Origin of the sequence: Paraburkholderia aspalathi (assembly GCF_905220735.1) — a bacterium.
Taxonomy (GTDB): Bacteria; Pseudomonadota; Gammaproteobacteria; order Burkholderiales; family Burkholderiaceae; genus Paraburkholderia; species Paraburkholderia aspalathi.
Genome location: NZ_CAJNBA010000014.1, coordinates 76856 through 97862, shown reverse-complemented (window position 1 = coordinate 97862; position 21007 = coordinate 76856). Strand labels below are relative to the sequence as shown.

Below are 21007 nucleotides of genomic sequence, written 5' to 3'. Positions count from 1 at the left end.
CGGTCGCTCACTCAACGTACTGACGAATGATCATCCCGTCCGAAGACGGGAAAACCTTCCTTAATACTAGTGTGAGACTTGATACTTTCGCTTATGCCAGACCCCGAAGAGTCCAGCTCGCGTCGCGCATCAAGCGCCCACACTTATCGGCTGTTAATTTTTAAAGATCGATTACGCATTCACCACCGAAGCGCCGCCTCACCTCAACCACCCGGCACCGCTTCGTTCTGCGTCGCTGCATCAGCAGCAGAGAAACGAGATTATGAAGGCTCTTTTTCGCTTTGTCAACAATATTTTTCCGCTTTCGCTTAAAACCTTGTTGACGCTACGGCCGCTGGTTTCCGCCGCGGCCCTCGTTCGCAAACGAGGAGGCGAACTATAGGCGAACATCAGTCATGTGACAAGGGTTTGACGAAAATCTTTTTTTGGCGACTCACTTCCGGGTTGAATTCACTACAGCAGCCACCGGAACCGCTTCGGCCATTGCGGTGTACCCAGCGTCGCTGGGATGAATATGGTCACCACTGTCAAAGGCGCGCTGCAGACGACTCGGTTGCGCCGGGTCGCGTAGCGCAGCGTCGAAATCGACAACACCGTCGAAAGCATGGCTGCTTCGAATCCACTGGTTGACCGCCAAGCGGATAGTCTCCCGCGGCGCCGGCAGCGATGCAGGCGTCAAAGTTGCGCCGAACACCTTCACGCCACGATGCCGTGCGTCGGCAATCACTCGCTGGTAGCCGGCGATCAGGTCGGCGGCTGTCACCGAGGTATGGGGAAAGTCGCAGTCGAGGCCGCTACGCGCCGGCATCTCCGCGAAGTTGATGTCATTGATTCCGATCAGCAGAATCGCCGTCTTGACGCCCGGGCGCTCCAGCACGTCCTTGTCGAAACGCCGGACAAGCGCGTCGCCGTAACAGGGCGAGTCGCTCAACAAGCGATTGCCGCTGATGCCAAGATTAACGATCGCCGTCGAGTGGTCGCCAGTGCTGGCGAACCGGCGAGCCAGCGCGTCCGGCCAGCGCCGGTTCTGATTCAGGCTCGAGCGCATACCGTCGGTGATCGAATCACCGATCGCGGCAACAGCGGCCGATGACGGCGCATCCACCGACAAACCCGTCACCCATACGTATTGCGTGAACCGGCCGCGAAACGAGTTAGCGGAAGTATCGGCAGTGTGATTGCCCGGTGCAGAAACGTAATTCAGCTGATTCGAGACCCGATGCCATGCCACGATCCGTTGTTCCGGCCCCATGAACGCACTGATCGCGTAAGGTGCGCCCTCGGCGATGTCGATTGCGACCGGATCGCTGTCCAATTCGCCACCCGGCGGTACGCTCACCGCGCTCTTGCCGCCGAACGTCACGCGCGCCTCCCCACTGCCTAGCGCTGCCGCGCCGCCGGCCGAGCGCGCAATGCGCAACTCGTCGATAACGAGCGCCGTCTTGCCGTACTCGTTGCTGAGATGGACTCGTACGGTTTTACCGGACAGCGTCGGATAGACGATCTGGCGCACCGTTCGCCCGGCGACCTCAGGGGCGCGATATAGAGGCGGCAAATCCGATCGTTGGGGAATGGGTTGCAATGCCGTCGCCCATGCGGTGACCCAGTGCGTCGGGGCATCGGCGGCAAAAACAGTCGGGGAAACGGCGAATTGGCAAAGCAGCGCCGCGCTACATGCGGCAGCCAGAGTGCGAATGGTCATTCGGGTGGTCAGTTCGAGGCGAAACGTGCATTGTGCCCGATCGCCATCGCTGTCGCGGCGGACCGCGCGACCGCCATCGTGCGATCACCCGCGCCTGGTCGCAGGGCCGCGGCGCCGAATGTACCGCGAGCGGCGGTATGGGTATTTGGCGAACCGCGCACAACCGTACGTATTCAGCTCGCCCTGCACTAGAGAGCCCTCAGCGGGACTCACGGCGCGATTTCCACGAGACAGTCATTCCGCATGACGATGCATAGCGCTCCGCCCACATGAACCCGCCACCGCCTCAGCCATTCGGCACTCGCACAGACAGACCCATCACTCATCAAGCCGCCGCCGACACCCCAACCATCTTCAACGCAAGCGCTTCGGCCACTTCGATCCCGTCGATGGCGGCCGAGTAGATCCCGCCGGCATACCCCGCGCCCTCACCGGCCGGATACAAGCCCTCGACATTCATGCTCTGATAGTCATCCCGGCGCCGCACGCGAATCGGCGACGACGTTCTCGTCTCAACACCCGTCAACACCGCGTCGTGCATGGCAAAACCAGCAATCTTCTTATCCATCTGCGGCAACGCTTCGCGGATCGCTTCGATCACGTAATCCGGCAGCGCCGTGCTGAGATCCGTGGGATGCACGCCCGGTTTATAGGACGGCACCACCGAACCCAGCGAAGTAGACGGCCGCCCGGCAATAAAGTCGCCGACCAGCTGGCCCGGCGCCATATAGTTGCCGCCGCCCAGCTCGAACGCCCGCTCTTCCCATTTGCGCTGGAACGCAATGCCGGCGAGCGGGCCGCCCGGATAGTCCTCCGGCGTGATGCCGACGACAATCCCGGCGTTGGCATTGCGCTCGGCCCGTGAGTACTGGCTCATGCCGTTGGTCACTACGCGGCCCGGCTCGGAAGTCGCCGCCACCACCGTGCCGCCAGGACACATACAGAAGCTATAAACCGCGCGCCCATTGCTGCAGTGGTGCACGACCTTATAGTCGGCGGCGCCCAGTTGCTTGTGGCCCGCGAACTTGCCGAAACGGCTGCGATCGATCAAGCCTTGCGGGTGTTCGATCCGAAAACCGAGCGAAAACGGCTTCGCCTCAATATAGACGCCGCGGTCGCTCAACATCTGGAAGGTATCGCGCGCGCTATGGCCGACCGCCAGCACCACGTGGTCGCAGCGCAAATGCTCGCCCGTCGACAGCTTGAGCCCGCGCACCTTGCCTTGCTCGATTTCGATATCCTCGACCCGCGTCTCGAAGCGCACCTCGCCGCCCAGCTCGTGAATGGTCGCGCGCATCTTTTCGACCATGCTGACGAGGCGGAACGTGCCGATATGGGGCCGGCTCAGATAGAGAATGTCTTCCGGCGCACCCGCGCGGACGAATTCATCGAGCACCTTGCGGCCGTAGTGCTTCGGATCCTTGATCTGGCTGTAAAGCTTGCCGTCCGAGAACGTACCCGCGCCGCCTTCACCGAACTGCACATTCGATTCAGGATTGAGCACCGACTTGCGCCACAACCCGAAAGTATCCTTGGTGCGCTCGCGCACGGCCTTGCCGCGCTCGAGAATGATCGGACGAAAACCCATCTGGGCGAGGATCAGCCCCGCAAACAGGCCGCACGGCCCCATGCCGATCACAACCGGGCGCGGGGAAGTCATCTGCGCCGGCGCTTTGGCGACAAAACGGTACGTCATGTCCGGCGTCACAGCGCAGTGGGGCACGTCGGCGAGCCGCTTAAGCGCGGCCGCTTCATCCTTCACCTCGACGTCGACGATGTAGGTGAGCTTGATGTCGGTGCGCTTGCGGGCGTCGTGCGCGCGGCGGAACACGGTGTACCGGATGAGCCCGTCCTCGCCCACGCCGAGTTCAGCGAGGCGCGCGCGGACGGCGGCTTCGAGAACGCTTTCGGGGTGATCGAGCGGGAGTTTAATTTCGCTTAGACGTAACATGAGTACCGGGGGATGCATGAAGGCCGCAAATCGCGGCCAATTCGCAATTTTATAGGTTATGTGTCGGCACGGGGCGGCGACGCTCGCGAAACACCTCGGCGACGAACCCAAGGTATCCCTATCGAAAAGAGCCATTCTTCTCAAAAAATTTATTAACCGACCGGTCGGTTGGTTTATACTGCGCACACACAGACAACTTCCGCTGAGAGCGTCCCCATGTACACGCAATCCCTGGATATCCCCGGCAATGTCGCCCCGCTCGACACGGCAGCGAGTTCGCCGGAGCAGTCGCAATTCGACGCGGTCATGGCCGCCGACGGCAAGATCGAAGCGCAGGACTGGATGCCTGAGGCCTACCGCAAGACCCTAGTCCGGCAAATCTCGCAGCACGCGCATTCTGAAATCGTCGGCATGCTGCCGGAAGGCAACTGGATCTCCCGCGCGCCCAGCCTGAAGCGCAAGGCGATCCTGCTGGCCAAAGTGCAGGACGAAGCCGGCCACGGCCTCTATCTATATAGCGCGGCCGAAACGCTCGGTGTGTCGCGCGATCAGCTGATCGCCGCATTGCACTCGGGCAAAGCCAAATATTCGAGCATCTTCAACTACCCGACGCCTACGTGGGCGGACGTCGGCGTGATCGGCTGGCTGGTGGACGGCGCGGCGATCATGAATCAGATTCCGCTGTGCCGCTGCACTTACGGCCCTTATGCCCGCGCGATGATCCGCATCTGCAAGGAAGAGTCGTTCCATCAGCGCCAGGGCTTCGACGCGCTGATGTCGATGATGAGCGGCACCGAAGCGCAACGCGAGTTGGTCCAGCAAGCCGTAAACCGCTGGTGGTGGCCGGTGCTGATGATGTTCGGCCCGAGCGACAAAGACTCGATCCACAGCAATCAGTCGTCGAAATGGGGCATCAAGCGCATCTCGAACGACGATCTGCGCCAGAAATTCGTCGACGCAACCGTCGATCAGGCCAAGGTGCTCGGCGTCACGCTGCCGGACCCGGACCTGAAGTGGAACGAAGCGCGCGGCCAGCACGACTACGGCGACATCGACTGGGAAGAATTCTGGCTCGTCGTGAATGGCGACGGCCCGTGTAACCGCGAACGCCTCGCAACCCGCGTCAAAGCACACGACGACGGCGCCTGGGTGCGCGAAGCAGCCCTCGCCCACGCCGAAAAGCAGCGCCAGCGCGCACAACAGCAGGCTGCCTAAGGGCGGCGACAAGCAAGACAAAGTATCAGGAGATCAGCGATGAACAAGGAATGGCCGATTTGGGAAGTCTTCGTGCGCAGCAAGCAGGGACTCGACCATAAACACTGCGGCAGCCTGCATGCCGCCGACGCGCCGATGGCGCTGCGCATGGCGCGCGACGTCTACACGCGCCGCCAGGAAGGCGTGAGTATCTGGGTGGTGCCGTCGTCGGCGATCACGGCGTCTGCGCCGGAAGACAAGGCTGAGCTGTTCGAACCGGCTGGCGACAAGATTTACCGCCACCCGACGTTCTACACGCTCCCCGACGAAGTCAACCACATGTAAGCGCGGCCATGACCATCACGCCCCAACATCTGCAGTACGTGCTGCGCCTCGCGGACACCGCGCTGATCCTCGGTCAGCGCAATGCCGAGTGGTGCGGTCACGGCCCGATCCTCGAAGAGGACATCGCGCTGTCGAACATGAGTCTGGATCTGATCGGCCAAGCGCGCCTGCTGTACACGCACGCCGCCTCGCTGGAACAGCAGCTCACAGGCAAAAGCCGCACGGAAGACGACTACGCATACTTCCGCGCGGAACGTGAGTTCGCCAACTACACGCTGGCCGAGTTGCCGCATTACGGTCCGCTCGCTGGCACCGCGCAAGCCGAGAAGGACTACGCGGTCACGATCGTGCGCAATTTCCTGTATTCGACGCTGATGGCGCATCTGTGGACTGCCCTCACTACGTCGAAGGATGAACAGCTTGCCGCGATCGCCTCGAAGTCGATCAAGGAAACCAGCTATCACGTGCACCACGCGAGCGAATGGCTGATTCGTTTTGGCGACGGCACGGACGAATCGCATCGTCGCGCACAGGCCGCGCTGGACTATCTGCTGCCGTACACACGCGAGTTTTTCAGCGCCGACGCAGTGGAAGAAGCCATCACCGCCGCCGGCATCGGGCCGCTGACGTCGGATCTCGAGGCAGCATGGCTCGAAGACGTCCAGACCACGCTCGACCAGGCCACGCTCAAGCTCCCCGAAGCGGTCAAGCACATCACGGCCGGCAAGCATGGCGAGCACTCGGAGCACATGGGCTTCGTGCTGGCCGAAATGCAAAGCCTCGCGCGCCAGCATCCCGGCGCCACCTGGTAAGCACGCACCTGAGCACGCACCTGAGCACGCACCCGAGCGCTCAACCGGAACCCAACGGAACTTTACGATGACGACCTCGACTGCCATGCCCACCGCCGACGCCACGCTCGAGCGCGCATGGGCCGTGCTCGAAACGGTGCCTGATCCGGAGATTCCGGTGGTATCGATTCGTGAACTCGGCATTCTGCGCGACGTGCGCCGCGCTGCCGACGGCACGCTCGAAGTCGTGATCACGCCGACCTATTCCGGTTGCCCGGCGATGTCGCAGATCGCCGAAGACGTCGCGCATGCGCTCGATGCGGCCGAACTGAAGCCGTATCGGATCGCCACCGTGCTGGCGCCTGCCTGGACCACCGACTGGATGACCGCGGAAGCGCGCGAGAAATTGCGCGCCTATGGCATCGCGCCGCCCACGGGCAATTGCGGTTCAGCCGCGCCGCCGCAGGAAAAAGTGCTGCGTTTCGTGCCGCGCGCACTGCCGGCACCGTCGTGCCCCCGTTGCGGCTCGGCGCACACCGAGCGTCTCGCGCAATTCGGCTCGACGGCCTGCAAGGCCCTGTACCGCTGCATCGACTGCCGCGAACCCTTCGACTACTTCAAACCATACTGATATGGCTACCCCGCAATTTCATCCGCTGCGTATCCGCGAAGTGCGGCCCGAAACCGCCGACGCGGTCTCGGTCGCCTTCGAAGTCCCTGTCGAACTGCGCGACCACTATCGCTTCACGCAAGGCCAGTTCGTCACGCTGAAAACGCACATCGACGGTGAGGAAACGCGCCGTTCGTACTCGATCTGCGTCGGCGTCACCGATTACGACCGCGACGGCGAACTGCGCATTGGCATCAAGCGCGTGCGCGGCGGGCGTTTCTCGAACTTCGCATTCGACACGCTGCAACCCGGCCACACCATCGACGTGATGACGCCGGACGGCCGCTTCTTCACGCATCTCAATGCCGACCAGGGCCAGCAGTACATCGCATTCTCCGGCGGCTCGGGCATCACGCCGGTGCTCGCGATCATCAAGACCACGCTGGAAATCGAGCCGCGCAGCACCTTCACGCTGGTGTACGGCAACCGCAGCGTCGATCAGATCATGTTCGCGGAAGAGCTCGAGGATCTGAAGAACCGCTTCATGAACCGCTTCGTGCTCTATCACGTGCTGTCGGACGACTTGCAGGACGTTGAGCTGTTCAACGGCGTACTCGACCAGGAGAAGTGCGCCGCCTTCATCGACAACCTGCTGCCGGCCGATGCCATCGACGAAGCCTTCATCTGCGGGCCCGGCCCGATGATGGATGCGGCCGAGGCCGCGCTGAAAGCCGCGGGTGTGCCTTCGGAGAAAGTGCATGTGGAGCGCTTCGGTTCGCCGCTGCCGCAAGCGGGCGTGCCGCCGGTCGAAATCACCGACGACACCCCGGCCGCCGACCTCGAAATCGTCCTCGACGGGAAAAGGCGCAAGCTGCGCCTGCCGTATCAGGGCGTGAGCGTGCTCGACGTCGGCTTGCGTGCCGGCCTCGCGTTGCCGTACGCGTGCAAGGGCGGCGTCTGCTGCACCTGCCGCGCGAAGGTGCTCGAAGGCGAAGTGAAGATGGAAAAGAACTACACCCTGGAAGAGCACGAAATCCGCGACGGTTTCGTGCTGACCTGCCAATGCCATCCGATCAGCGATCGGGTGGTGGTGAGTTACGACGAACGTTGAGTCTAGCGCGCCGGGTGGCCACGCGACACCCGCAACGCTTTCAGCAGGTCCGCGATGCGCTTACACTAGGGGCCGCTCGCGATCGGACATCTGTCCCGATCGATGAGCGGCCCCTTTCGTCATTTGCGTTTTTTGCCAGCCCAAGCCACTGCCGATGAGCACCATCCACCTCACCAACGGCGATGTCGCCGCCGAATCACTGCGCGCCGCGCTAGCCGAGGCAAGCCGCGACGATCGCGTGCACGCACTGCGCGACGATCTGGCGGTCGGTCCATTGCGCGGCATCGACGACGGGCCCGACGTGCGAGCCGAGTTCTGGGACCGTGTCAGCGCGGACACGAGGCGTGATTTCCTTCGCGAATTCCGCGAGCAGGCAGCAGCGCTGGAGAACATCGCGCGGGGCGACGCGAATCTGGTGGTCTGGCACGGCGAAAGCGCGGCCGATCAATTGATGCTGCGCCGCGTCTGCTATCACCTGCGCAATAGCCCGCAACGGCTGAACGAAGTGCGCCTGTCGATTCGCGACCTCACCGATCCGGGCGCCTGGGCGCATAGCCGCAAAGATCGCGCGACGTCCGTCGGCATGTTCGCGCCGACTGTCCTGCAAGGGCGTCTGGACGACGCGGCGCCGATTTCGGTTCTGCGCATCAGCCGGCTCGCACTCGAATGGCAGGAAGCCAAGCACGCGAACGGCGAAACGCGCCGCTGGCGCGACAACACGTTCACGAGCGGCAACTTCGCCGACCTGGACGCGCTGATTCTCGAACACGTCACGGGCGACTGGCAGCCCGCCGCGCACGTTGCAGCGGAACTGATGACCGCTGAACTCTTTTATCTGGTGAGCGACAGCATCGTGCTGTGGCGCTTCCGCGAACTGGCCGCGACCCGTCGCATCAAGCTGCGTGGCGACGCGAGCGCATGGCGCACGCTGGAACTGTCTGCGGCGCTTGCCCCCTGTCCACACTAATAAAATAGACGACCATGGCCCGCACCCGAGCCCCCGACCACGAAACCCAACGCGACCAGATTCTCGAACTCGCAGCGGAGAAATTCGCCCAGACCAGCTACCCGAGCACCTCGATGGCCGATCTCGCGGCCGCGAGCGGTACCTCGAAAGCGCGCCTGTACCACTATTACGCGAGCAAGGAAGCGATCCTGTTCGATCTGCTGGACCGCTACACGAAGCGGCTGATGCTGATCATCGCGGAGGTGGAAGGCGCAAGCCAACGCCGCGGGCTGTCCGAGCGCGACACGTTCGCCGAGCTGATCCGGGCGTTTCTCTCCGAGTACGAGACGTCGCACAGCCGGCACGTCGCGCTCCTGAACGACGTCAAGTACCTGGTCGATACCCAGCGCGAAGTCATCCTGAACCGCCAGCGCGATGTTGTCGCGGCATTTGCGCGGCAACTGGCGCGCGCCTATCCGGAGCGCGCCACACGCGAAAACCAGACCGCCCTCACGATGATGGTGTTCGGCATGATCAACTGGACGTTCACCTGGCTCAAGCCAGACGGCCGGATGGGCTACCGGGAATTCGCCGAGCAAGTGGTCGATATGGTGGATCACGGACTGAGTTCTGCCCAAGGCTGATTGCGCATGGCAGCATTGTTCAGAGGAAATAATTGCCACGAGTTGTCTAGCCGCGACACCTTGCCACGAACGCTCGTTCAATTTATTTTTCTTTAATAATCAAAGCATTAAAAATAGGGCGCTAACTTTCTAGACACCGCCCTCAGTTTTTGATACGGGTTTTCCCTAGTACGGAATCGGCATATCCGCTAAAATCGTTTTTGCGGTGCACCATGCCGCTCGATTAAAAGGAGAACCCGACCATGAACATGATTACACCCCGCGCCGCTGAGCCGATCGTTGCACACGATCGTCCATTGCAGCCAGGCGGTCGTGCGCCTGCTCTGGTCCGTGAGCTCACCGCCATCGATCGCGAACGACTGCTGACCCACTTCCTCGCGCTCGGCGAAGACGACCGCCTTCTGCGCTTCGGCCAGGTCGTCCCGAACCACGTCATTGAAAACTATGTCCGCGCGATCGATTTCACGCGCGACACGGTCTTCGGCGTGTTCGACAGTCAGTTGCAGCTCACCGGCGTCGGCCATCTGGCGTATCTGCCGGCCGAAGGCGACAAGCGCACCGCTGAATTCGGCGTGTCGGTGCTGGAAAGCGTCCGCGGGCAAGGCATTGGCTCGAAGCTCTTCGAGCGCGCCGCCATCCGCAGCCGCAATACCCATGTCACCACGCTTTACATGCATTGCCTGTCGCGCAATTCGACCATGATGCACATCGCGAAGAAGGCCGGCATGAAGATCGAATACGCGTACGGCGAAGCAGATGCCTATCTGACGCTGTCGCCAGCGGATCAGACGAGCATCATCGCTGAAATGCTGCAGGAGCAAGCCGCCGTGTTCGACTACGCACTCAAGCGCCAGGCGCGTCAGGCGTCGAAGTTGTTCGAATCGTTCATGCCGGCAGCAGAGGCCGCTTAAGCGGTCTGCGCTTCGGCGAAGAACAAAGGGCGGCCTTCTGGCCGCCCTTTTTGTTTGTTCGTCGACTGACCACGGTCGGCCCTCACAAAATCGGCAGTGCCGTCGTCTCCTTGAACTTCTCGAGCGAAAAGCTCGTCTTCACGTCGATGACAGAGGGATGGTGCAGCAACTGGTCCTGCACGAAGCGTGAAAAGTGCGCCATATCCTCTACCTGCACTCTCAGCAGGTAATCCATGTCGCCCGTCATCGCGTGACATGCGACCACCTCCGGCCACGTCTGCACTGCCGCGCGAAACAGATCGGCATGCGTAGTGTCGCCACGCGGACTGAGCCCCGGACCGCTGCGCTTTTCCAGCCGCACGTTGACGTAGGCGAGCAGATCAAGCCCAAGCTTTTGCGCATCGAGCAACGCGACATAGCCGCGAATCACCCCGCTCTCTTCCAGTCGACGGATACGCCGTAGACACGGGCTCGGCGACAGGTTGATGCGCTCGGCGATCTCCTGATTCGACAGCCGGCCATTCGCCTGAAGGATCGCCAGAATGCGCCTGTCGATGGCGTCTATCTCTATTTTGGCCATTTTCTGCCGTCCGTTTTAGAAATTGAGCTAGAAAATAGCTCAAGCGTATCGGCGCGCGATTAAGTTCGCAAGTTTTCGTCGCCAGCCGGCCTTTACACTTGCGTCATTCAGTCGCGCTAACTCGCATACCTCGCGCCGGCGCTCAATGGAGACAGACAATGCAGGTTTCAACTTGGGAAAACCCGGTCGGCACGGACGGCTTCGAATTCATCGAATACACCGCACCGGATCCGAAGGCGCTCGGCAAGCTGTTCGAACAGATGGGCTTCACCGCCGTCGCCCGGCATCGTCACAAAGACGTGACGCTGTATCGCCAGGGTGAAATCAACTTCATCGTTAACGGGGAACAAGATTCGTTCGCGCAACGCTTCACGCGCCTGCATGGCCCGTCGATCTGCGCCATCGCGTTCCGTGTGCAGGACGCGGCGAAGGCTTACCAGCAGGCTCTGGAAAAAGGCGCCTGGGGCTTCGACAACAAGACCGGCCCGATGGAACTGAACATCCCGGCAATCAAGGGCATCGGCGACTCGCTGATCTATTTTGTCGACCGCTGGCGCGGCAAGAACGGTGCTGAGCCGAGCACGATCGGCAACATCGATATTTACGACGTCGACTTCGAACCGATTCCGGGCGCGAATCCAAACCCTGTCGGCCACGGTCTGACCTACATCGACCACCTGACGCACAACGTCCATCGCGGCCGCATGCAGGAATGGGCGGAGTTCTATGAGCGTCTGTTTAATTTCCGGGAAGTGCGTTACTTCGACATCGAAGGCAAAGTGACCGGCGTGAAATCGAAGGCAATGACCTCGCCGTGCGGCAAAATCCGCATTCCGATCAATGAGGAAGGCTCAGACGTAGCCGGTCAGATCCAGGAGTATCTGGACCAGTACCACGGCGAAGGCATCCAGCACATCGCGCTGGGCAGCAACGACATCTACCGCACGGTGGACGGTTTGCGCGCGGCGAACATCTCGTTGCTCGATACGATCGACACGTACTATGAACTCGTTGATCGCCGCGTGCCGAACCACGGCGAGCCGCTCGACGAATTGCGCAAGCGCAAGATCCTGATCGACGGCGCACCCGACGATTTGCTGCTGCAGATCTTCACCGAAAACCAGATCGGGCCGATCTTCTTCGAGATCATCCAGCGCAAGGGCAATCAGGGATTCGGCGAGGGCAACTTCAAGGCACTGTTCGAATCGATCGAGCTGGATCAGATTCGCCGTGGCGTGGTCCAGGACAAGGCCTAACGACTAGCGGCCAACGGCTAGCGGTCCACGCGGAATCTGGGAGACATAAAAAAGGGCGAAGATCTTGCGATCCTCGCCCTTCGTCGTTTATGCCGCGGTCCGAAGCCCAGACGACGGCCAATTTTCAACCGATACGCCGCTTCAGCGATGCATCACGAATTCTGGTCTTCCTCGTCGGCCTTTGTGGATCGTGCAATGCGCTCCACCGCAATGCGTGCCGGCGCGACCTGCGCCGTGCTGGTGATCGCGTTCGACAGCGTCCCTGCGCTGTTCGAGCCTGTACTCGAGCGCACCGGCGCGCTCATGGCGAAGAATGCGGCCGAAACCATCAGGAAGGTCTGGATGTTTCTAGTGTTCATGCGTACTCCTTTTCTAACTGCCCTGCTGTCCTGAAGCTCCACCGAATGCGGAGCGTTGCGCAGACATTGCTCGCAGGTGGGGTGTTAGACAGACATTTCAACTGCGGTTCCCCAGATTTGTAGTTTTTACAGCTTGTTACAGGGGATTGCGCCGCAGGAAGTCGCCGGCGCGTTCAGCGCAAGTCGAGCGCTGCAATGCCGCATTTCTGGCGCGCTGCGGCGGGTTTTCACCAGTGCTACCATCACTTAAAACACGTCAATATGGCGACCCCGGCCCCAAGCGTTCACAAGATGCCGCGGCCAAAAAAAGTTTTGGTGATCCCAAACTGGTTGGAGGAGTACACATAATGAATGCCCCGCTAGACGCAGGTCAGCGAGCCTCGCTCGAAGCCGCGCTATCTTCCGTCACGCTCGACGACAAATACACCCTCGAACGCGGCCGCGCGTACATGAGCGGCATCCAGGCGCTGGTTCGTCTGCCGATGCTGCAGCAGGAACGCGACCGGGCGGCCGGGCTCAATACCGCCGGATTCATCTCCGGTTACCGCGGATCGCCACTCGGCGGACTCGACCAATCCTTGTGGAAAGCGAAGCAACATCTCGCCGCGCACCAGGTCGTGTTCCAGCCCGGCGTCAACGAAGACCTCGCGGCGACCTCCGTGTGGGGTTCACAGCAGGTCAATCTGTACCCGAGCGCCAAGTACGATGGTGTGTTCTCGATGTGGTACGGCAAGGGCCCGGGCGTTGACCGCTCCGGTGACGTATTCAAGCACGGCAATTCGGCCGGTTCGGCGCAACACGGCGGCGTTCTCGTGCTCGCCGGCGACGACCACGCCGCTAAATCCTCGACACTCGCGCACCAGTCGGAACACATCTTCAAGGCCTGCGGCCTGCCGGTGCTGTTCCCATCGAACGTGCAGGAATATCTGGACTTCGGCCTGCACGGCTGGGCGATGAGCCGCTATTCCGGACTGTGGGTCGCGATGAAGTGTGTGACCGATGTGGTCGAATCGTCGGCGTCGGTCGACATCGATCCGCACCGCACGAAAATCATTCTGCCGGACGACTTCGCCATGCCCGAAGGCGGCCTGAACATCCGCTGGCCGGATCCACCGCTGGTGCAGGAAGCCCGTCTTCTCGACTACAAGTGGTACGCAGCGCTCGCCTATGTGCGTGCGAACAAACTGGACCGCGTCGAAATCGATTCGCCGCATGCGCGCTTCGGCATCATGACCGGCGGCAAGGCATATCTCGACGTGCGTCAGGCGCTGACCGATCTCGGTCTCGACGACGAAACCTGTTCGCGTATCGGTATCCGCCTGTACAAGGTCGGCTGTGTATGGCCGCTCGAGGCGCAAGGTGCGCAAGCCTTCGCACGCGGTCTCGATGAAATTCTGGTGGTGGAAGAAAAGCGCCAGATTCTCGAATACGCGATCAAGGAAGAACTGTACAACTGGCCCGATGCGCAGCGTCCGCGCGTGTTCGGCAAGTTCGACGAGAAGGACGGCGCGGGTGGCGAATGGTCCGTGCCGATGGGCAACTGGCTGCTGCCGGCGCACTACGAACTCTCGCCGGCGATCATCGCCAAGGCGATCGCCACGCGGCTCGACAAGTTCGACCTGCCGTCCGACGTGCGTGCGCGCATCGCGGCACGCATCGCGGTCATCGAAGCAAAGGAAAAAGCGCTGGCGCGTCCGCGCGTCGAAGCCGAGCGCAAGCCGTGGTTCTGTTCCGGCTGCCCGCACAACACGTCGACGAACGTGCCGGAAGGTTCGCGTGCGATGGCCGGTATCGGCTGCCACTACATGACCGTGTGGATGGACCGCAGCACCAGCACCTTCAGCCAGATGGGCGGCGAAGGCGTCGCGTGGATCGGCCAGGCGCCGTTCACCAACGATAAGCACGTGTTCGCCAACCTCGGGGACGGCACCTACTTCCACTCGGGTCTGCTCGCGATTCGCGCTGCGATCGCCTCGAAGGCGAACATCACCTACAAGATTCTCTATAACGACGCGGTCGCGATGACGGGCGGCCAACCGGTCGACGGCGTGCTGACCGTGCCGCAGATTACGCATCAACTCGCCGCCGAAGGCGCGACGAAGATCGTGATCGTCACCGATGAACCGGAGAAGTACAACGCGAACGTCGGTCTCGCCCCCGGCATCGACATTCACCATCGCGACAAACTCGATGAAGTTCAGCGTCAGCTTCGCGAGATTTCCGGCACCACGATCCTGATCTACGACCAGACCTGCGCGACGGAGAAACGCCGCCGCAGGAAACGCGGCACGTATCCGGATCCGGCGCGCCGTGTCGTGATCAACGAAGCGGTGTGTGAAGGCTGCGGCGATTGCTCGGTGAAGTCGAATTGCTTGTCGGTCGAGCCGCTCGATACCGAGTACGGCACCAAGCGCCAGATCAATCAGTCGACCTGCAACAAGGACTTCTCGTGCGTGAACGGGTTCTGTCCGAGCTTCGTATCCGTCGAAGGGGGGCAGTTGCGCAAGCCGAAGGCGGCTTCTGGCATTGTCGGCGACGCGATGCCGCCGGTGCCGGAACCCGAACTACCGTCGATCGAGCGCCCTTATGGGGTACTGGTAACGGGCGTCGGCGGCACGGGTGTCGTAACGATCGGCGCCCTGCTCGGCATGGCGGCGCATCTGGAAAACAAGGGCGTCACGGTACTCGACGTCACCGGCCTCGCGCAAAAGGGCGGCGCCGTGATGAGCCACGTGCAGATTGCGCAGAACCCGGGCGATATTCACGCGACCCGCATCGCAATGGGCGAAGCCAGTCTCGTGATCGGCTGCGACGCGATCGTGACCGCCAGCGACGAATGCGTTTCGCGGATGCAGGTGGGCCGCACCCGCGTCGTGCTCAATAGCGCGCACACACCGACGGCTGAGCTCATCAAGAACCCGAACTGGCGCTTTCCGGGCAGCAGCACCGAAGCGGACGTACGTGCCGGTGCGGGCGACGAAGGTGTCGATATGGTCGATGCGAATCACTTCGCCGTCGCCCTGCTCGGTGACGCGATCTACACGAATCCGTTCGTGCTCGGCTACGCATGGCAGCGCGGCTGGGTGCCGCTGACGTATCAATCGCTGATGCGCGCAATCGAGCTGAACAACGTGCAGATCGAGAAGAATCGTGCGGCATTCGAATGGGGCCGTCGTGCCGCGCACGATCTGGCTTCGGTGCGCACGCTCGCGCACTCGCAAGGACGCGGTGCCGCGGCGGAAACGACGAGCAGCAAGATCATCTCGCTGCACACACCGAAGGCGCTCGACACGCTGATCGACAAGCGCGCTGACTATCTTGCCGCGTATCAGGACGCCGCTTATGCGGACCGTTATCGTGCATTGGTGTCGCAAGTGCGCGTGGCGGAATCGGCACTCGATTCGATCGACGGCCAGTTACCGTTGACCGAAGCAGTCGCGAAGAATCTGCACAAGCTGATGGCCTACAAGGACGAGTACGAAGTCGCACGGCTCTACAGCGACCCCGCGTTCATCGAAAAACTGAAGGCGAATTTCGAAGGCGACTGGAAGCTGCACATTCACCTCGCGCCGCCGACGTTCTCGAAGAAAGACGCACAAGGCCATCTGGTGAAGAAGAAGTACGGACCGTGGGTGTTCAGCGCCATGCACGTACTCGCAAAACTCAAGTTCCTGCGTGGGACGGCGCTCGACGTATTCGGCAAGACGGAAGAGCGTCGCACTGAGCGTACGCTGATCGTTGAGTATGAAGCACTGGTACGCGAGCTGATCAGCGGCCTGACCGTGCAGAAGCGTGAACTAGCCGTCGAACTGGCGAATCTACCGGACGGCATCCGCGGTTACGGGCACGTGAAGGAAAACAATCTGAAGGGTGTGCGGGTCAAATGGAACGACTTGCTGACGCGCTGGCGTTCGCCGGAAACGGGGAAATCGCAGCACGCAGCGTGATCTTGCCGGCTTGACTGGCTGACATTGGCCCGCAATGGAAAAGGCGGCTGTCCTCGCGGACAGTCGCCTTTTTTTGCCTGTTTCGACACATGATGCGTGTGTACAAGAACAAGCGGTACTGCTCCTTCCAACAACACAACAACAACCAACCAAAAACAAACAACCAAAAAACGAACAACTACTGCAACTACGAACTGCTACTGCAACTTCCCACTTCTACTACCAACTACCAACTACCAACTACCAACTTCAACTTCAACTTCAACTTCAACTTCAACTTCAACTTCTACATCAACTTCTACATCAACCATCAACTTCTACATCAACCATCAACTACAACAACACACACTTACTACCGGTACTGCAACCCATTGGTACTACTGTCTTCACCATCAGAACTACTGTTACTGCCACTACAAACTTCTCAACACAAGAGGAAGCGCAACGCCAGACTGGATGCAAAGGATTGACCAGCCGACTGTTCCGTTGCCATCGCGTAGTGCCGCGCCTCAGAAGTAACTTTACAAAAGTGTCACAGCGAATCGAATCGGAGCATTCTTAAAACCCACTTCGATGCCTAAGAATTTCTCAGACCAACGGCCATCAGCATAAAAACGCACACATAAAAAAACGCCACGGAATCAACTTCCGTGGCGTTCTCACAGGCTTACCGCAAACGCCGCAATCCGCGCGGCGTAGCTTCAACCATCAACCTATCCGCATGACTGCGCGCTCACCCCTTGCGTGCGTTTGCCGAAGCCACCGCCGTCATGTTGATGATCCGGCGCACAGTCGCAGCCGGCGTCAGGATGTGCACCGGCTTCTCGGCGCCCAGCAGGAACGGACCCACCGTCACGCCTTCGCCGCCGATCATCTTCAGCAGGTTGTATGTGATGTTTGCCGCTTCCACGTTCGGCATGATCAGCAGATTCGCTTCGCCGGTCAGCGTCGTGCCCGGGAACGCAGCCTTGCGGACTGCTTCCGACAACGCCGCGTCGCCGTGCATCTCACCGTCGATCTCGAGCGAAGGCGCACGTTCAGCGATCAGCTTGCGAGCTGCCGCCATACGTTGCGACGACGAAGACGGCGCGCTGCCGAAATTCGAATTCGACAGCAACGCAACCTTCGGCGTGATGCCAAACTTTTCGATTTCGCGCGAAGCCAGCATCGTCATGTCGGCGAGCTGTTCGGCGGTCGGCGTTTCGTTCACGTACGTATCGCAGATAAACAGATTGCGGCCCGGCAACATCAGCAGGTTCATGGCAGCGAAGTTCTGCACGTTGTCTGCCTTACCCAGCACCTGTTCGATGAACTTCAGATGCGCGTGGTACTGGCCGATCATCCCGCAAATCATGCCATCGGCCTGGCCCAGGCGCACGAGGATCGCGCCGATCAGCGTGTTGAACTTGCGCATCGCGGCCTTCGCGACGTCCGGCGTGACGCCTTCGCGCGCGCCGAGTTCGTGATACGCCTGCCAGCATTGCTGATAACGCGGATCGTCTTCCGGATCGACGACTTCGAAGTCTTCGCCGCACTTCAGCTTCGAGCCCATCTTCTTCAAACGCATCTCGATCACCGACGGACGGCCAACCAGAATCGGCTTGGCGATCTTTTCCAGCAGCACGAATTGCGCAGCGCGCAGCACGCGCTCGTCTTCACCTTCGGCGAACACGATACGCGCCGGCTCCGACTTCGCAGCAGCAAACACCGGACGCATCACCATGCCGGTGCGGTACACGGTGGTGCCGAGTTCTTCGCGATACGCGTCCATGTCCTTGATCGGACGGGTTGCGACGCCCGAATCCATCGCGGCTTGCGCGACAGCCGGCGCGATCTTGATGATCAGGCGCGGATCGAACGGCTTCGGAATCAGGTATTCCGGGCCGAATTCGAGCGAGTGGCCTTCGTATGCCTTGGCAACTTCATCGCCCTGGTCGGTTTCTTCCGCCAGCTCCGCAATCGCGCGCACGCACGCGAGCTTCATTTCTTCCGTGATCGTAGTTGCGCCGACATCCAGCGCGCCGCGGAAGATGAACGGGAAGCACAGCACGTTGTTGACCTGGTTCGGGTAGTCCGAACGGCCCGTTGCGATGATGCAGTCCGGACGCACCTTCTTCGCTTCTTCCGGGCGGATTTCCGGTTCCGGATTCGCCAGCGCCAGAATCAGCGGCTGGGTGCCCATTTCGACGACCATTTCCGGCTTCAGCACGCCGGCGCTCGAGCAGCCGAGGAACACATCGGCGCCGCGAATCGCGTCAGCCAGCGTGCGCGCTTCAGTGTTCGCCGCGTAACGTTCCTTCGACGGATCCAGATTGCCGCGGCCTTCGTAGATCACGCCCTTCGAGTCCGTGACCAGCACGTTCTTTTTCGACAGGCCGAGATTCACCAGCAGATCCAGACACGCGATAGCCGCTGCGCCTGCGCCCGAACACACCAGCTTCACTTCGTCGAGCTTCTTGCCGACCACTTTCAGGCCGTTCAGGATTGCCGCCGAGGCGATGATCGCGGTGCCGTGCTGATCGTCGTGGAAGACCGGAATCTTCATGCGCTCGCGCAGCTTCTTTTCGATGTAGAAGCACTCAGGCGCCTTGATGTCTTCGAGATTGATACCGCCCAGCGTCGGCTCGAGCATCGCGATCGCTTCGACCAGCTTGTCTGGATCGGACTCGGAGAGTTCGATGTCGAACACGTCGATGCCGGCGAACTTCTTGAACAGGCAACCCTTGCCTTCCATGACCGGCTTCGCGGCGAGCGGGCCGATATTGCCGAGACCGAGCACGGCCGTACCGTTCGTGATCACGCCGACGAGGTTGCCGCGCGAGGTGTACTTCTGCGCGTCGAGCGGGTCTTCGTAGATCGCCATGCAAGCCGCGGCGACACCCGGCGAGTACGCGAGCGACAGGTCGAGCTGGTTCGACAGTGGCTTGGTGGGCGTAACCGAAATCTTGCCGGGCTTCGGAAACTGGTGGTAGGCGAGAGCGCTTTGCTTAAGTTGTTCGTCCATTTTTTAGCCTGCGAGACGTAAGTAATTGGGCCCGGCACACTGCACCGTTGGCGTCGCGTACGTCTATCGAATGGATAATCGACTGCGGCGGTTTTCGCATGCGCCGGTTGGGCGCGGCGTCGAACCTCGGCGGAGGGCAAGACGGTGCGGAGTGCTACGCGGGTCGGTTAGTGTACACCCCGAATGCGTCGATGCACTGAGTGGTTAACATGGCTCGCCATCGGCGAAACACCGGCCAGCAATGCTGCAGCGCCGCATCCGACGGCCATCGAGCGGATGGCCGCACATACCGCATGCCGAGGTCAAGCATGGGTCAGGCGTGAGTCACGCACGTGTCATTCGAGCTCGGCGCCGCGTCGTTCCGGGATCAGAATGAGTGTCGCGAAGATATCGAGCAGATAGATCGACGCGAGCAACGCGAGCGCGGCGCCGAACGAATAGCGTGCGGCCAGTGCGCCTACGACCACCGGCCCAAAACCGCCGACCGCACGGCCGACGTTGAACAGCACGTTCTGCGCAGTGGCGCGCGCATCGGTCGGATAAAGCTCGGAGATCAGTGCGCCATAGCCGCCGATCATCCCGTTGACGAACACGCCCATCGCCGCGCCGCCGATCAGCAGCGCCATCGGCGAGGTCAGATGGGCATAGACGAATACCATCACCACCGCGCCCACCTGGTAGAACAGGAACGTCGGCTTGCGGCCGAAACGGTCGGCCGCCATGCCGAACAGCCAGATGCCGCACGCCATGCCGAGCACCGTCACGGCGGTCCACACGCCGGACTTGGTCAGCGAATAACCGAACGTCTTCGACAGATAGCTCGGAAGCCAGATCATCAGACCGTAATAGCCGAAGTTCTGTACTGAACAGAGAATCGCGACGCCGACGCTGGCGCGCGTAGTGCGTCCGTCGGCCACCAGCAATTTCAGCGGCAGCTTGCGCATTCCACGTGCGACGCGCTCGGTGAACAGCGCCGGCTCCTCAACGCGACGCCGCACGACGAACGACACCACGGCAGGCAGCAATCCAAGCGCAAACATGCCGCGCCAGCCGATTACAGGAAGCAGCAAAGGCGTCAGCAACGCCGCCGCCAGCACCCCGAGTTGCCATCCCAGCCCGACATAGGAGGAGACGCGCGCCCGCTGCGACGCCGGCCACGCTTCGGCCACCAGCGTCATACCGATACCGAACTCGCCGCCGAGGCCAATGCCTGCAATGGTCCGATACGCCAGCAGGTCGGTATAACCCTGAGCCAGCGCGCACAGTCCGGTGAAGACGGCGAAGATCAGAATCGTCCACGTCAACATTCGCACGCGGCCGAAATAGTCGCTCAAGACGCCGAAGATCAGGCCGCCGGCTACCGCGCCGATCAGCGTCCAGGTGACGAGCGAACCGGCTTGCGCGGAACTCAGATGCAGATCCGCGGCAATTACCGGCAGCATGAAACCGAGGATCAGCAGATCGAAGCCGTCCATCGCGTAACCGAGCACCGACGCGATCAGCGCGCGGCCGGCATAGCCGCTCCGGGCAGGTTCACGGGTCTCGGTGGCAGAAGAAGCGACAGTCATTGAAAGCATTCCGTAGGACGTGGAGGCGGCAAGCCGGCAAGACCGCCCAGCAAATTCGCGTGAGTGTAAAGGCGCGCCAGACCGCTCA

The 21007-nt window shown here is 61.3% G+C and carries 16 protein-coding genes; 10 read left to right on the top strand and 6 right to left on the bottom strand.

What is annotated here, in order from left to right; all coding sequences use genetic code 11:
- Positions 1 to 433: 433 nt before the first annotated feature.
- Both KHO30_RS37365 and KHO30_RS37360 read right to left on the bottom strand, forming a co-directional pair.
- Positions 434 to 1702: an SGNH/GDSL hydrolase family protein gene (locus KHO30_RS37365; protein WP_211703925.1), complete on the bottom strand. Its 1269-nt coding sequence runs from the start codon at positions 1700 to 1702 to the stop codon at positions 434 to 436.
- 325 nt (positions 1703 to 2027) lie between these two features.
- A complete protein-coding gene (locus tag KHO30_RS37360) occupies positions 2028 to 3653 on the bottom strand; it encodes an NAD(P)/FAD-dependent oxidoreductase (protein ID WP_200653065.1) in 1626 nt (541 codons plus the stop codon).
- Between the two features lie 216 nt (positions 3654 to 3869).
- Between KHO30_RS37360 and paaA the strand changes: the two genes are divergently transcribed.
- The 8 genes from paaA to KHO30_RS37320 all read left to right on the top strand — a co-directional run bounded on the left by paaA (position 3870) and on the right by KHO30_RS37320 (position 10205).
- Positions 3870 to 4868: a 1,2-phenylacetyl-CoA epoxidase subunit PaaA gene (paaA, locus tag KHO30_RS37355; protein WP_200653064.1), complete on the top strand. Its 999-nt coding sequence runs from the start codon at positions 3870 to 3872 to the stop codon at positions 4866 to 4868.
- Between the two features lie 39 nt (positions 4869 to 4907).
- A complete protein-coding gene (gene paaB, locus KHO30_RS37350; RefSeq protein WP_007179854.1) occupies positions 4908 to 5192 on the top strand; it encodes a 1,2-phenylacetyl-CoA epoxidase subunit PaaB in 285 nt (94 codons plus the stop codon).
- Positions 5193 to 5200: 8 nt separating this feature from the next.
- A complete protein-coding gene (gene paaC / locus KHO30_RS37345) occupies positions 5201 to 6004 on the top strand; it encodes a 1,2-phenylacetyl-CoA epoxidase subunit PaaC (RefSeq protein WP_211703924.1) in 804 nt (267 codons plus the stop codon).
- A gap of 67 nt (positions 6005 to 6071) precedes the next feature.
- A complete protein-coding gene (gene paaD / locus KHO30_RS37340; RefSeq protein WP_211703923.1) occupies positions 6072 to 6614 on the top strand; it encodes a 1,2-phenylacetyl-CoA epoxidase subunit PaaD in 543 nt (180 codons plus the stop codon).
- 1 nt (position 6615) lies between these two features.
- Complete coding sequence (gene paaE, locus KHO30_RS37335; RefSeq protein WP_175053923.1) at positions 6616 to 7704, top strand: 1,2-phenylacetyl-CoA epoxidase subunit PaaE; 1089 nt, start codon at positions 6616 to 6618, stop codon at positions 7702 to 7704.
- A 154-nt stretch (positions 7705 to 7858) separates the two neighbouring features.
- Positions 7859 to 8671 carry a DUF1835 domain-containing protein gene (locus tag KHO30_RS37330; RefSeq protein ID WP_211703922.1) on the top strand — a complete coding sequence of 271 codons (813 nt, stop codon included), beginning with the start codon at positions 7859 to 7861 and terminating at the stop codon, positions 8669 to 8671.
- Between the two features lie 14 nt (positions 8672 to 8685).
- Entirely contained in the window at positions 8686 to 9294 is a 609-nt protein-coding gene (locus KHO30_RS37325) for a TetR/AcrR family transcriptional regulator (RefSeq protein ID WP_093641112.1), read from the top strand.
- 242 nt (positions 9295 to 9536) lie between these two features.
- On the top strand, positions 9537 to 10205 hold the full coding sequence (locus KHO30_RS37320; RefSeq protein ID WP_093641109.1) for a GNAT family N-acetyltransferase: 669 nt from the start codon (positions 9537 to 9539) through the stop codon (positions 10203 to 10205).
- A gap of 82 nt (positions 10206 to 10287) precedes the next feature.
- Here KHO30_RS37320 and KHO30_RS37315 read toward each other — a convergent pair whose 3' ends face one another.
- Positions 10288 to 10785 (bottom strand): Lrp/AsnC family transcriptional regulator, encoded by a 498-nt coding sequence (locus tag KHO30_RS37315; RefSeq protein WP_093641107.1) that lies wholly within the window; start codon positions 10783 to 10785, stop codon positions 10288 to 10290.
- Positions 10786 to 10943: 158 nt separating this feature from the next.
- Here KHO30_RS37315 and hppD point away from each other — a divergent pair, with 158 nt between their 5' ends.
- A complete protein-coding gene (gene hppD / locus KHO30_RS37310) occupies positions 10944 to 12041 on the top strand; it encodes a 4-hydroxyphenylpyruvate dioxygenase (RefSeq protein ID WP_093641104.1) in 1098 nt (365 codons plus the stop codon).
- A gap of 152 nt (positions 12042 to 12193) precedes the next feature.
- Here hppD and KHO30_RS37305 read toward each other — a convergent pair whose 3' ends face one another.
- Positions 12194 to 12400, bottom strand: coding sequence for a hypothetical protein (locus KHO30_RS37305; RefSeq protein WP_093641101.1), 207 nt, complete (start codon positions 12398 to 12400; stop codon positions 12194 to 12196).
- A gap of 347 nt (positions 12401 to 12747) precedes the next feature.
- Here KHO30_RS37305 and KHO30_RS37300 point away from each other — a divergent pair, with 347 nt between their 5' ends.
- Entirely contained in the window at positions 12748 to 16347 is a 3600-nt protein-coding gene (locus KHO30_RS37300) for an indolepyruvate ferredoxin oxidoreductase family protein (protein WP_211703921.1), read from the top strand.
- 733 nt (positions 16348 to 17080) lie between these two features.
- Here KHO30_RS37300 and KHO30_RS37295 read toward each other — a convergent pair.
- On the bottom strand, positions 17081 to 19351 hold the full coding sequence (locus KHO30_RS37295; protein WP_175053929.1) for an NADP-dependent malic enzyme: 2271 nt from the start codon (positions 19349 to 19351) through the stop codon (positions 17081 to 17083).
- A 335-nt stretch (positions 19352 to 19686) separates the two neighbouring features.
- Complete coding sequence (locus KHO30_RS37290) at positions 19687 to 20919, bottom strand: MFS transporter (protein ID WP_093641089.1); 1233 nt, start codon at positions 20917 to 20919, stop codon at positions 19687 to 19689.
- Between the last annotated feature and the right edge of the window lie 88 nt (positions 20920 to 21007).

Bases quoted from the DNA above. Each gene is read 5' to 3' on its own strand.
- KHO30_RS37365 (WP_211703925.1), bottom strand. From the start codon at position 1,702: ATGACCATTCGCACTCTGGCTGCCGCATGTAGCGCGGCGCTGCTTTGC.
- KHO30_RS37360 (WP_200653065.1), bottom strand. From the start codon at position 3,653: ATGTTACGTCTAAGCGAAATTAAACTCCCGCTCGATCACCCCGAAAGC.
- paaA (WP_200653064.1), top strand. From the start codon at position 3,870: ATGTACACGCAATCCCTGGATATCCCCGGCAATGTCGCCCCGCTCGAC.
- paaB (WP_007179854.1), top strand. From the start codon at position 4,908: ATGAACAAGGAATGGCCGATTTGGGAAGTCTTCGTGCGCAGCAAGCAG.
- paaC (WP_211703924.1), top strand. From the start codon at position 5,201: ATGACCATCACGCCCCAACATCTGCAGTACGTGCTGCGCCTCGCGGAC.
- paaD (WP_211703923.1), top strand. From the start codon at position 6,072: ATGACGACCTCGACTGCCATGCCCACCGCCGACGCCACGCTCGAGCGC.
- paaE (WP_175053923.1), top strand. From the start codon at position 6,616: ATGGCTACCCCGCAATTTCATCCGCTGCGTATCCGCGAAGTGCGGCCC.
- KHO30_RS37330 (WP_211703922.1), top strand. From the start codon at position 7,859: ATGAGCACCATCCACCTCACCAACGGCGATGTCGCCGCCGAATCACTG.
- KHO30_RS37325 (WP_093641112.1), top strand. From the start codon at position 8,686: ATGGCCCGCACCCGAGCCCCCGACCACGAAACCCAACGCGACCAGATT.
- KHO30_RS37320 (WP_093641109.1), top strand. From the start codon at position 9,537: ATGAACATGATTACACCCCGCGCCGCTGAGCCGATCGTTGCACACGAT.
- KHO30_RS37315 (WP_093641107.1), bottom strand. From the start codon at position 10,785: ATGGCCAAAATAGAGATAGACGCCATCGACAGGCGCATTCTGGCGATC.
- hppD (WP_093641104.1), top strand. From the start codon at position 10,944: ATGCAGGTTTCAACTTGGGAAAACCCGGTCGGCACGGACGGCTTCGAA.
- KHO30_RS37305 (WP_093641101.1), bottom strand. From the start codon at position 12,400: ATGAACACTAGAAACATCCAGACCTTCCTGATGGTTTCGGCCGCATTC.
- KHO30_RS37300 (WP_211703921.1), top strand. From the start codon at position 12,748: ATGAATGCCCCGCTAGACGCAGGTCAGCGAGCCTCGCTCGAAGCCGCG.
- KHO30_RS37295 (WP_175053929.1), bottom strand. From the start codon at position 19,351: ATGGACGAACAACTTAAGCAAAGCGCTCTCGCCTACCACCAGTTTCCG.
- KHO30_RS37290 (WP_093641089.1), bottom strand. From the start codon at position 20,919: ATGACTGTCGCTTCTTCTGCCACCGAGACCCGTGAACCTGCCCGGAGC.